This is a genomic window from Sorangiineae bacterium MSr11954, from assembly GCA_037157815.1.
GTDB lineage: Bacteria > Myxococcota_A > Polyangia > Polyangiales > Polyangiaceae > Pendulispora > Pendulispora albinea.
In genome coordinates this window covers 866538-878947 of record CP089984.1, presented here as the reverse complement: position 1 = coordinate 878947, position 12410 = coordinate 866538, and the positions used below count along the sequence as shown (strand labels likewise).

The window sequence follows — 12410 nt, the reverse complement described above, 5'->3', positions numbered from 1 at the left end:
TCGCAATCGCAACGCGACGCGGGAGCGCGAGAGGCGTCCGGATCGCAACGCGTGTCAGGATCGCGACGCGCGAAACCACCGTCTACGCCCAAGAAGCGCAGCGGCCCGTCGGTCTACATCTTCGGCGCTGGCAAAGTCGGCGTTGCGCTCGCCGATGTCATTCGCAAAATCGGCGGAAAGGTCGTCTTGCGCGCCGCGCGCGAAGGCCTCCCGAAGCGCCCGATCGAGGCGGAGCTTCTCGTTTTTGCAGTCCGCGACCGCGAGCTCCCAACCTTTGCAACCCGCTTTGCGGAGGCAGGCCTCGTCTCTCGCAAGACGGCATGCGTCCACGTGTCGGGCGCCGCCACCGCCGAATCCCTCGCCCCGCTGCGCGCCGTTTCGGCGGGCGTCGCGCAGATGCACCCCATGATCTCGTTCGCATCCTTGCGACGCTGGCCCTCGCTCGACGGCGGTCATGTGCATGTACAAGGGGATCCGAAGGCCGTCTCCCGCGCCCGCAGCCTCGCGCGGGCCCTCGGAATGACCCCACGCACATTCCCCGACCTCGACACCATCGGCTATCATGCCGCGGCGGGGCTGGTGGCCAATGGAGCTGCCGCCCTGGCTGCGATTGGAGTGCACGTGCTGGCGACGGCGGGTGTCCCGCCGGAGGTGGCCCCCAAGATGCTCGGACCCTTGCTGCACAGCGTCGCAGACAACATAAAAGCCCTAGGATTCCCGGATGCTCTCACCGGTCCGGTGCGCCGCGGCGAACCGCAATCGGTCGCGCGTCACCTGGAACTGTTGCGCGCGCGTGTCCCGGACGCCGTACCCCTCTTTATTGCGGCTGGTTTCGCGCAGTTACCCCTCGCCAAAGCGCTCGGAGAAGCCCCCGCTTCCTCCTTTGATGCCATTCGCTCCATTCTCCATGACGCGGCGACCCCGACCGCGTCGTCCACCACGTTGTCCCCAGGATCTTCCCTGGCACCCACACCGTCCAATGAACAGATGCCGCGGGAATAAAAGGCACCCTTCGTAAGACAATTGTCATTCTCGTGTCTTGCGGAACGCGTTCGTCACGATATTCTCATGACATCTTGCTGCGGGCACCACACCTCGTTCTGCCTAGCGCCACTGACCGTGCCGCCGGTTTCGCGGAGCTCGATGCCCTACTTGCCGAGCGCAAATCGGGCGTCCTTTTGGTGCGTGCGGGATCCGAGGAGATAGCCCGCGCCGTCACCGCCCACGTGGCGAGAAGGCTCACCGCGGCGGGGGTGCGCGCCATTCGGACGAGGGCCCAATCGAGCACCCCGCTTTGGCATCAGGTGAGCGCGCGCCTGGGAATATCGGATCTGGACGGCAATGCGCATCGTTGCGCGCAGCGAATCTTGTCCGCTGGATTGGGACAGCCCTTGGCGGTCATTGCTTCGTTGCCGCGCGCCGGAACGTGGGATCGATTGGTCGCGACCGAGCTGGCCACCGTTCGTATGGCCTCGCCGGAGGCACCCAGCGGAATCGTGTCGCCGCTCTTGGTCTTTGCCACGAGCGAGACGAGCGACGTCGCCACCGATCTGGGCGCGCAGACGTTCGACGTCGCGCCCACCCTGGGCGACGACGAAAAGCGCCGATGGTTCACCGCGCTCTGCGACGACGCGGAGCGATTGTTCGAATCGGACGATATCTCGACCCTCGAGAAATTCTGGCAGACCCTGAAATGCGCGCCGCGCGAGCGCCGCGACGAGGACGCGTCGCTCCCGGCCGAAGCGCGAGAGCTGTTTACTGCGCTTGCGTTGGTGCGCCATGCGTGGCCCAAGACGGATATCGCGGCGCTGGGTGGCGATCGGGATAAGCTTCGAGCCCTCGTGACCTCGGGCTCCGTGGAGATCGAGCACGGCTGGATATCCATCAGCCCCGCGGGGGAGCAGCGGGCGATCGAAGCCGCTTCGCTGGCCTCGGAGGACACCTGCCAGCGGGTGGCCTCCGCGCTCAGCCGCCAGTGGCCTGCGGATCCATGGGCCCAAGCGCGGGCCGCCGAGCTCCAGCTCCTCGCGAACGACGTCTCGGGGGCCGACAAAGCCCACTCGGATGCATTGGCCCGGCTCCCCGACGCGCTCGCTCGTCGGGATGTCATCGCCCGGTGGATGAAGGCGGTGGACTCCCTCCACCAGGAAGACGCGCAGCTCATGTTGCGCGTCAGCGCCGCCGAGCGGGCCCTCACGGCGGGCGAAGCCGAGGAGGCGCTTCGGTGGGCCAAAAATGCCGCGGCGAGCGCACCGGAAAACTGGCCGGTCGCCCTCCTCTTCGGACGTGCAGCTGCCGCCACCGGCGACTTGGTCACGGCGCGCGTCGCGTTCCAGCGAGCCATGACGTTGGCGTCCAATGCCGGCGAGGAGCTCGCTCCCATTTTGGTCGAGCTCGCGGATGTCGCGCATCTGAGCGGCGATCTGGAGACGGCCGCGCGTGACGCGAACCTCGCGCTCGGCACGCGATCCGCGGCGTTGCAGCTTCGCGCGAGAAACATCCTCGGCAAGATCTACCTGGCCAAGTCCCAATGGGACGAAGCCGAGCGTCACTTCGCGGAGGATGCTTGCAGTGCGGCCCGTATCGGCGACACCGGGGCCGAGCTCCGCGCGCGGATCAATCGCGGCATCGCGCTCATGTCGAAAGGCATGTACGACGAGGCGCGCTCCATCCTCGAGAGCGTGCGCGAGGAGGCCGAGCGGCTGGGCGAAGTGAAGATGGCCGGCTTCGCGTACATCAACCTCGCCGTCGTCGCCATGTGGAGGCACGACTACGGCGCCGCGCTCAAATACTCGGAGGCGGGCCTTAAGTTTGGTCAGCGGGTCGGCGATCGCCTTCGCACCGCCCAAGTCTTGGGTAACCTGGCCGAGCTTCGGTACAAGCTCGGGCTCTTCGAACACGCCGAGCACGCGGTCGTCTTCGGGCGTCGCACCATCGCGCCCGGGATGTCTCCAGACGTCACCACGCGACTGAGCATCAACGCCGCGCGCCTCGCGCTCGAGCGTGGAAACACCGCCGAAGCCCGACGCGAAATCCTGCGCGCCATCTCCGACGGCGAACGGGCGGGCGATCGCAATTTGCTCTTGGGGTGGGCGTATCGCTCGGCCGTGCGCATTGCTCTCGAGGACGGCGATCTCGCATCCGCCCGCCACGCGCTGCAGAAAGCCGATGAGCTCGCGGTCATGGGCGACGCTCGCACCGAGGTTGCGTTCCTCCGTGCGCTCATCGCGCGCGCCGAAGGCAAGTTCGAGATTCATCTGGCTCTCGAGGCTCTCACGCTCGCTCGAGAGGCAGGTGAAGAAGAGCTCCTCCGCGATATCCACGTACTCCTCGCCGAGCATTACCGTACGGAGAAGATGTTCGCGCTCGCGCGGACGCACGTGGAGCAAGCGATTGTCTTGCGCGATCAGGTCGCGCAAGGGCTCGAAGGAGAGGTCCGCGCAGCGTTCCTGCGACGCAAAGACGTCGCGAACCTCGCTCCCATGCTCGAGAACATCGTCGATCTCGAGAAGACCCTTCGCGCCCTCGCGGCCGCCGAGGGTTCCTACGAAGAGCTCCCGCCCACGGTCCGTTTTGGCCGGTCGCGCGCCTCGGCATCCGGGCCGCCGGACACGGGTCGCGCCGCGCTGGGAGAAGAGTCGGTTCGGGGACGTCTCTCGACGCTCGTTCGTCCGCAGCGACACATGGTCGGTGAAGACCCTGCGATGGTCGCCCTTCAAGGCGCCATCAAGAAGGTAGCTCGCTCCGAGAGCACGGTGCTCATCCGCGGTGAGAGCGGGACCGGAAAGGAGCTGGTCGCCGAAGCGCTCCATCGGGCGAGCCTCCGAGTCAACGGTCCTCTCGTCACGGTCAACTGCGCCGCGCTGGTCGAGACGTTGCTCCTCTCGGAGCTCTTCGGCCACGAGAAGGGCGCCTTCACCGGCGCGGTCGCGCGGCGGCGCGGGAGGTTCGAGCTCGCCGAAGGCGGGACGCTCTTCCTCGACGAGATCGGAGACATCTCGCCTCGTACGCAGGTCGCTCTCCTCCGTGTCCTGCAGGAGCGAACCTTCGAGCGGGTCGGCGGAACGACACCGATTCATGCGAACGTGCGGATCGTTTGCGCCACCCACCGTGACCTACGCGCGATGGTGGAGAGGGGTGAGTTCCGCGAGGATCTCTATTATCGACTTCGCGGGATCACGCTCGAAGTCCCGCCGCTTCGCGCGCGGCTCGGCGATATACCTCGTATCGGCGACTCGCTGCTCGAACGTATCGCGAGCGAGCGCGGTGAGCCGCGTAAGAAGCTGTCCGAGCAGGCACTACAGCTCCTCATGCGCCATCGCTGGCCCGGCAATGTGCGTGAGCTGGAAAACGCCCTGCGCGCCGCATCCCTTTTCGCCGAGGGAGCCGTCATCCAGCTCGAGGATTTGCTGGAGAACGTCGACGATCTCCGTGCAGCTGCAACGACGCCACCGGAGTCGCCCCGCGCCGCTCCCGTTTCCTCGAAGCCGATGTTCTCGAGCGACGGAGATTCCAGTCTCCAGGACATCGATGACTCACTACACACAATAACCGACTCGGACGATAGCTCGGGTGATGGCGATACCGGCGGCTCAACTGAAGAAACCTTGGCAGATTTCGAGCAGACTGGTAATCTCCCACCGGACGAAACGGGCGCGACGACAGTCGCCTATGCCTGCATCAAGCAAGGCGCCCTTTCATTGCCCGATCTCAAACGTCAAATCGAACGAGATTGCATAGCCCGCGCCCTCGAAGAAACCAGAGGAAATATCACGCGCGCAGCATCACTTTTGGGCATGAAGCGGCCGCGTCTGTCGCAGCTCGTCAAACAGTACGGACTTCTTGCTGCATCGGAGGGCTCGTTATGAAACGGTCCAAGATCCTGAATCAATACTCTGCACGGATAGGCCTACTCGCGATCGTGGGGGCGTCCTTCGCACTCCTGGGGTGCGCGGCGGATACCAACAATTCTGGTGAGTCGAACACCGTCCAGCCGGCCGCCGACACGGTCGTCCTGGGCCCGAACTCACCCGGCCCTGTTCCGCCACGTTCCTCGTTCGCCATCGTACCGCAAGATTCCCCCGGCCCCGTTCCAGCAGCCGCTGGGGTGGGAAGCCCGGGAACGTCACCCGGCCCCGTTCCGGCGCTCCGGAGCCCCGAGGAGGCCGCCGCTGAACCGTCTCCCGGTCCCGTTCCTGCGCTGAGGGGCTTGGAAGAAGCCGCCGCGGAGCCGTCTCCCGGCCCCGTTCCGCCGTAAAAAACCGACGAGTAGGCGGCAGGGGATCGTCTGCCAGACCATTCCCGGTCCTTCGGTGATAATCAAATAACCGTGGAGGATCTTCGTCCGCGAACAACGCTCTTTTGCGCAGTTCTGGCGCTCGCCATCGCGCTCTCGATGTTGCTTCGAGGGCGCCGGGCGGCCCACTGGCTCTTCGCAGCGTTTTCGCTCGAGGTCGCTCTTTGGTGGGGTAGTCAGTCCCTCTACGGGCTCTTCCAGGCGACCATCTGGGCACGTGTAACCGCCGTGCTCACGGTGCTCCTGCCGCAGTTTGCGGTGCACCTGTTCCAGTCGATCGTCCCGCTGGATAGCGAAGCGGAGCGGCCTTCGGCGCTGACGAAGTTTGCCACCGCCGTCGGCATTCCGATGTTGGTGCTCGAGCTATCGCCATATCACGAGGCGCCGCTCTCGCTGGGGCTCGTCTACTTTTATGTCTTCGGCCTCATCGCAGCCGCATTGGTATCCATGGCGCGACGTGGTCAAAGAAGCCCATCGCGCGCCGTACGCGATCGCGTGAACTTTCTATTTGCAGTCGGTGCAGCTGCAACCACATTTACGCTGGCCGACTTCCTTTCGTTTTTAGGTGTGCGCCTTCCGCCCATCGGTGCGGTGCTCTCCATCGTCTTTCTCTTCGTCCTGGCCGAGTCGCTCGCGCGCCCGCGGCTCGCGGACCTCTATGAAATGGCGGGACGGCTGCTGGTCGCCACGGCGTTGGCGTTCGCGCTGGCCGGCATTTTCTATGTCTTCGTTACGTACATCGGCCGCTTCAACACGATGTACCTGAACGCGGTGCTCGCGGCGATCGTCTTCTTGGTGCTCTTCGAGCCGCTGCAGACGGAGGTCGAGACGCGCATGCACCAGTTCTTCTTCCGCGAGCGCTATGTGCTCGAGACGAGCATCGACGAGCTGAAACGAAGGCTCTCGCACGTGCTCGAGATCGACCAGATGGCCGATACGGTGCTCGAGGGGCTCGAGAACTCGCACCGGGTCACGTCGTGCGCCATCTACTTGCGCGACCAAGATGGCAACGGCTTCGACATGATCGGGAGCATCGGCGAGGAGCCGATCCGTCGCCTCGAGACGGTGACCGTCCGCCCTCTGCTCGACCGCTTGCAGGCCACGCGCTCCATGTCGTTCGAGGAAATTGCGCGGGAGCACAAGGACTCCCCGTTGCTCGCCGTCGGCGCTGCGACCCTCGGCCCGCACAAGAACTCCGTGCTCGTGGCGGTGAAAGGCGATGACGAGGAGATCGTCGGCATCATCTGCATCGCCGACGAGCGCATGCGCGACGCGTTCACGCCGGAGGAGATCGCGCTGCTCGAAACGGTCGCATCGCAGATCGGCGTCGCCATCGCCAACAGCCGGATCTATTCGCGCATGAAAGAGCGCGATCGCCTGGCGGCGCTGGGCGCGATGGCCGCGGGCCTGGCCCACGAGGTCAAAAATCCGCTCGGCGCCATCAAGGGCGCGGCGCAGCTGCTCGAGGAGAGCGGCGAGTCGGGTCCGGCCTCGGGCTCCGATTCGCGGGAGTTCGTCGGCATCATTTTGGAAGAAGTGGACCGGCTGAACCGGGTGGTCGCGAGCTTTCTCGACTATGCGCGGCCGCACGCGGGCAACCCCGTGCCGCTGGACATCAACGCCGCCGTGCGGCGCACGATGCAGATCCTCACGAGCCAAAAAGCGGACTCGCTCGAGTTCCACTTGGAGCTCACCGATCCCCTCCCGCGGGCGAAGATCGACCCCGAACAGTTTCGCCAGGTGCTGATCAACTTCATCCAGAACGCCGCACAAGCCATGGATGGGCGCGGCCGCATCACGGTGAGCACCGCGCGTCGCACGCGGCGCAGGCCCTGGCCGTCGCGTCAGGACAGCGAGCGACCGGCGGTCAGCGAGCGCAATCTGACGAATGAAGTCGAGATGGTCGAGGTCTCGGTGCGCGATACGGGGCCAGGCATTTCGCAGAAGGTGCTCAAACACATCTTCGTGCCGTTCTTCACCACGAAGGAACAAGGCACGGGGCTCGGGCTCGCCATCAGCCAAAGCATCGTGCAGAACGCGGGCGGCACCATCGACGTGCAAACCCTGCCGGGCGCGGGGACGACGTTCACCATCCTGCTGCCCGCGGCGACCGATGCGCTTCGCACGCCGCTCCCGACGGCAGCGCCGACCAAGCCGCTGACGATCGTTTAGGGTCAGGGACTGCAACCGAGTGACGAAAGGATCCTCCTTCGAAGGCCCTCACGAGAGGGTCGTACGGAGAGCCCCTTCGGTCCAAGCCTCTTTCTGATGAAAGAATCGTTCCGCGATGGAGATCGCACGCGCTTCTTTACCCGTTTCGATCATCGTCTCGCCCCGCAGCACGGACGCGCGCAGGTGGTCGAGGCCGGAGTGCACGGGTGGATGCAAGCCGACGCGAGATGCATGTTGCGCATCGGCGAAATGTGTAAACGTCACCAACGACGGATTCGTCTTTTCAAACTTCGTTGCATTCCTATGTTTGAAATGAGATTTTTCCGGCCCACGTTCCATGGTCCCCCAAGGACCCCCGAGGAGAGCGAATCATCCTCGGGGATCGTACGAGGGGGGAGACGTCTTTTTACCCGAGATCCCCAATCCGAAACGCGGAAACGGACGTCATCCGATCGATTCTTCCTTGTCCCTAGCTGAGCTCCTTACCAAGTTCGAGCGCACTCACGACGAGGCGGACGAACATCGATGAGGGCAGCCGCTCTTCACCTCGTTGTAAAGGGCGTGCCACCGGGCGCGCGGCGCCATCCTGCACGATCCGACGCCCCATCCCCAACGGGCTCCAACTGGAAGAAAACGACCACGGGATCCCGCCGCCGATTCGCGACAAAGCCCTCACACTTCGCTGCGCGTCAAAAGCAACGACGCCCGCAAACCGCCCGATTCGCCGCGTCAACGAGAGGCGTTGTCGAATCTACACGCGTCGTGGCGCGCAATACGCATCAGTCGGCGGTGTCGCACCTCGTCATGTGCGCGCTGCGCGCCTTCGAAGGGTCGGGAAGGTCGGCGCGTCGAGGATGCGAAAGCGGCGACGGCGGCGCTATCCTGCTCGGCATGTCGAACGATGAACGCGCAATCCGCGAGGTCATCCGCGCTTGGATGACGGCGACGAAAGAAGGTGACCACGCGACGGTCCTTCGCCTGATGGCCGATGATGTGGTGTTCCTGGTGCCCGGCCGCCCTCCCTTTGGCAAGGAAGCCTTCGCCGCAGCTACGCAGGTCGCGGGCGGCGCGTCCTTCGAGGGAACCAATGACATCGAGGAGCTCACGGTGGCCGGCGATTGGGCATTTTGCCGCTGCCGGCTCTCCGTCAAGGTCACACCGCCCCATGGAGATCCCATTCGACGGGCGGGCTACACCCTCACGATCTTTCGCCGGGAACCCAGCGGCGCCTGGGTGTTGGCGCGCGATGCCAATCTTTTGACGTCCCAATGACGGGCGGGGCCCGGCAAAGCGTGTCCCAAAGGGAGATGTCTCCATGGCGTTCGGGCAACGTGGGCATGCCGCATCGCGCGACCAACGCCTCGGTGGAATACGCTCCCAAATCGTCACGACTTGTTTATGCTACCGGTTTCGATGGGGTCTTCCGTCATGCATCTCATGATTGCGCGCGGCACGCCGCTCGGTGCGCGAATCGTCGTCGACCATACCGTGAAGATCGTCGGCCGCGCCTACGATACGGATCTTACGTTGGAAGATCGCGCGGTGTCGCGGCACCATTTTCAAGTGGTGGCGACATCGAATCATGAAGTGCGCGTTCGCGTATGCGGCACCGCCGCGCCGCTGATTCATGCCGATCGTACGGTTCGGGACGCGGTCTTGAAGACAGGCGATTCGTTCGTGGTCGGCAATACGGTGCTCGTGGTCGCGGAGGGCGAAGCGGCCGCAGATGGTGACGCGTGCGCGGGCCCCCTGCCGTCGAGCCCCACGATCACCGCCATTCAGAACCTTCTGGGCGGGCCCGCCTCGGACGTTCGTGCGTTCGCCGCCATCGTCGCCTTGAACGAGGCGCTCGCGGCGGCGCGGGATATCCCATCGCTCACGACCGCGCTCGGCGTTTGGGCGAAAGAGCATATCCCGTGTGATCATGTCGATGTCGCGCTCGTCCCTCCCATCGCCGAGGTCGACGACACCACCGCCATCGTGGAAACGGTCTCCGAAACCGATCGCGCAAAGCGATGCGCGCGGCTGGTGGTGCCGGCGCGGGGCAGCTCGGGGAGCTCGATATGCTGGCTCGGTTTCACCACCACGATACCGCCCCAGAGCGTGACGGATCCCTTGCGGCGGCTGCTCGTCATCGTCGGGCAAATCTGCGCCACGCGCATGGCGCAAATGGGAGCGCAATCGGAGTTGCTCGCGGTGCAAGAGGACCGCGAATCGCTCCGGCGGCAAGCGCTCGGCAGCGCGCATGCCTTCCTCGGGAGCTCGGCGCCGGCCAAGGATGTCGTTCGGTTCATTCCCAAATTGGCAGTGTCCGATACGCGGGTGCTCCTCAAAGGCGAATCGGGGGTCGGCAAAACGTTCGTCGCGCGCCTGCTCCACGAGCTGGGGCCGCGCACGTCCAAGCCGTTTCAGGTCGTGAACTGCGCGGCCATCCCGGAGCATTCGATCGAGAGCGCCCTCTTTGGGCATGAGCGCGGTGCGTTCACCGGCGCGGTCGCGACGCAAAGAGGTGTCTTCGAAGCGGCCGAGGGAGGAACCGTGCTGCTCGACGAGATCGGCGAGCTGCCCCTCGCGAGCCAGGCGAAGCTGCTGCGCGCCCTCGAAGACAAGCGGTACGAGCGTTTGGGCTCGACCCAATCGCGCGTCGTGAGCGCGCGCGTCATCGCGACCACCAACCGCGATCTCGACGCCATGGTCGCGGCCGGGACCTTTCGGGTCGACCTTTTCTTCCGCATCTCCGTGGTGAGCTTGAGGATCCCTTCGCTGCGCGAGCGCGCCGGCGATCTCGAGCTCCTCGCGCGCCGCATCCTCGAAGATTTGCTCCCCAGCGCCGGCCGGCGCATCGATGGATTCTCGCCCGAGGCGCTCGACTCCATTCGCCGCTATTCCTGGCCCGGCAATGTGCGCGAGCTTCGAAATGCCATCGAGCACGCCATCGCCCTCGGCGAAGGCCGGCTCATCGCTTCGAGCGACTTGCCGGCCACCGTTCGAAGCGCGCCAAAAGCGCCCAGCGAGCCGGCGGCCGCGGAGCACCCGAGCCTGATCGAGCTGCCGATGAACGAGAACCAATTGCACGCGCGAAACCGCGAGGCCGCGCTCCGCCGAAGTGACGGCAATATCACGCGGGCGGCTGCGCTCCTTGGAATCGAACGGGCCGCACTTTATAAAACAACGATTTATAAAAAGCGAAGCAGCAATTGACGTTACCGACGCGCGCCGTCGTTTTTGGCGCGCTGACGCGGCCCGCGCGCACCGCCGTCACGGCCATTCATGTCAACACGGGCGTCAGATCCGGATCGCCTTTGGCCATCGCCCGCCGATAGGCCGGCCGAGCGCCGATGCGCTGGAGATACGCCCGGATGTTTGGATAAGGGACGAGATCCACCGGATAGAACAGGCGCATGGTGGTCAACGAGAAGACGCTCATGATATCGGCCGCGGTGAACGTGCTCCCTGCGAGGTAATCCTGTTGCGCCAGCCGCCCTTCGATGAGCGCAAACACGTTGCCCAGCCGCTCCTGCGCCGACGCTCGAACGGGGTGATCCGGTGCCAGCCCACAGCGCGCCACGGTCGACGATCGGAGCATCGCGGGCTGAAGATTGCCATTGGAGAAGTGAAACCAGTAAAGATACGACGTGAAATCGGGGTGGTCCGGCCCGTGCTGCAAACGTCCGCGGCCATATCGGGCCAGGATGAGCTCGACGATGGCCGCCGATTCGGCCAGCAGCATCCCATCGAGCTCGAGGAGCGGCGCCGCGCCCAGCGGATGCCGCGCCTTTAGCGCCGGAGGAGACAGGCGCGTAGCGGGATCGCGGGTGTATTTCTCGAGCGTGTAAGGGAGCTCGAGCTCTTCACAAAGCCAGACGATCCGCTCCGATTGAGAGTGGCCGAGGTGATGGATTTTCAGCATGGATCTATCCTCGTGAGGAGCGTGGGAAGAACGCTCTTCGTTTGCGGTATTGGATTTGAATGGGTGGATATCGGCCGCGAGATACGGGTGCTAAATGGCGCCGGGCGGGCGATGGCTGGAAAAAGACGAGGTCGTGCGCCCGCGGTTCTGTCCGCGAATGTCGGTGGGCAAATAGCCGAAGCGCGCGCGGAATCGTGCGGAGAAACGGGATGCGGAGGCGTAGCCGGCGGCCATGGCGACGTGGAGCACGGGAGCATCGGTGTTCTGGAGGAGCGCGAGCGCGTGCGACATGCGGACGTCCTGCACGAGATCGCGAAAGGCCATGCCCTCCGCCGCCAGCTTTCTCCGCAAGGTCGGGATGCTGGTCGCGGTCTCCTGCGCCACCTGCTCCATCGACCAGGCGGCGGACGGATCGGTCGCGAGGAGGCGGCGCACCTGCTGACCGAGCGAGGCCGGCGCCGGCAGCGGGAAGTGAAAGCCCCGCTCGCCCAGCCAGAGCAGGACCTCCTGCAGACGGTGCACGGTGATGCTCGCCGGCAGGCCATCGCGTTCGCTCAAGCTGTCGAAGGCGCGGTAGAACGATGCGCGAAAATCATCGCCCAATGCGGAGTGCAATGCCACGCGCGGGCTCGGGCGGCGCCGGGCGCTGGGCGCGGCGAGCAGCTCGGGGTACCAGCAGATCCAGAGGGCTCGGTATGTGCCGCTGCGACCGGGTGTGTTGGCGATGTCCACCACCTCGCCCGGATGCAAGGACAAGGCATCGCCAGGGCGCGCGGCGCATTCACCGCCGGACCAACGAATACGCTTGCGCCCCTCTTCGACGAGGATGAGCGTCGCCTGGTCGACCACGACTCGGCGCGACGTGAGATCGGAGCGTTGCACGGTGTGCCCCGCGGCGCCCACATCGGGACGCGCGAGGACCGTGCGCGGGCCGGATCCGAGCCGAACCGTGCTGGCGGTGCTGCTTGCCATTCCGAGGCTCTGCGCGATGTCAGCGCTCATACGTTTCCGTAAAGGTCATGCTTGCCTCGT

Annotated in this window: 8 protein-coding genes; 5 read left to right on the top strand and 3 right to left on the bottom strand. The window is 65.2% G+C overall.

What is annotated here, in order from left to right; all coding sequences use genetic code 11:
• The first annotated feature begins 51 nt into the window (after positions 1–51).
• The 3 genes from LZC94_03580 (at position 52) to LZC94_03570 (ending at position 7468) form a co-directional block, all read left to right on the top strand.
• Complete coding sequence (locus tag LZC94_03580; GenBank protein ID WXB16362.1) at positions 52–1002, top strand: DUF2520 domain-containing protein; 951 nt, start codon at positions 52–54, stop codon at positions 1000–1002.
• Between the two features lie 389 nt (positions 1003–1391).
• Positions 1392–4868 (top strand): sigma 54-interacting transcriptional regulator, encoded by a 3477-nt coding sequence (locus tag LZC94_03575; GenBank protein WXB16361.1) that lies wholly within the window; start codon positions 1392–1394, stop codon positions 4866–4868.
• Positions 4869–5329: 461 nt separating this feature from the next.
• Complete coding sequence (locus tag LZC94_03570; GenBank protein ID WXB16360.1) at positions 5330–7468, top strand: ATP-binding protein; 2139 nt, start codon at positions 5330–5332, stop codon at positions 7466–7468.
• Between the two features lie 48 nt (positions 7469–7516).
• Here the strand turns inward: LZC94_03570 and LZC94_03565 are convergent, their stop codons facing one another.
• Positions 7517–7807, bottom strand: a complete 291-nt coding sequence (locus tag LZC94_03565; GenBank protein ID WXB16359.1) for a hypothetical protein — start codon at positions 7805–7807, stop codon at positions 7517–7519.
• Between the two features lie 552 nt (positions 7808–8359).
• On the opposite strand from LZC94_03565, the gene LZC94_03560 reads away from it, so the two are divergent.
• Together LZC94_03560 and LZC94_03555 are read left to right on the top strand one after the other, a co-directional pair.
• A complete protein-coding gene (locus tag LZC94_03560; protein WXB16358.1) occupies positions 8360–8740 on the top strand; it encodes an SgcJ/EcaC family oxidoreductase in 381 nt (126 codons plus the stop codon).
• A gap of 156 nt (positions 8741–8896) precedes the next feature.
• Complete coding sequence (locus LZC94_03555) at positions 8897–10669, top strand: sigma 54-interacting transcriptional regulator (protein WXB16357.1); 1773 nt, start codon at positions 8897–8899, stop codon at positions 10667–10669.
• A 67-nt stretch (positions 10670–10736) separates the two neighbouring features.
• Here LZC94_03555 and LZC94_03550 read toward each other — a convergent pair whose 3' ends face one another.
• Entirely contained in the window at positions 10737–11378 is a 642-nt protein-coding gene (locus tag LZC94_03550) for a glutathione S-transferase (GenBank protein WXB16356.1), read from the bottom strand.
• 90 nt (positions 11379–11468) lie between these two features.
• Positions 11469–12380: an AraC family transcriptional regulator gene (locus tag LZC94_03545; protein ID WXB16355.1), complete on the bottom strand. Its 912-nt coding sequence runs from the start codon at positions 12378–12380 to the stop codon at positions 11469–11471.
• Positions 12381–12410 lie beyond the last annotated feature (30 nt).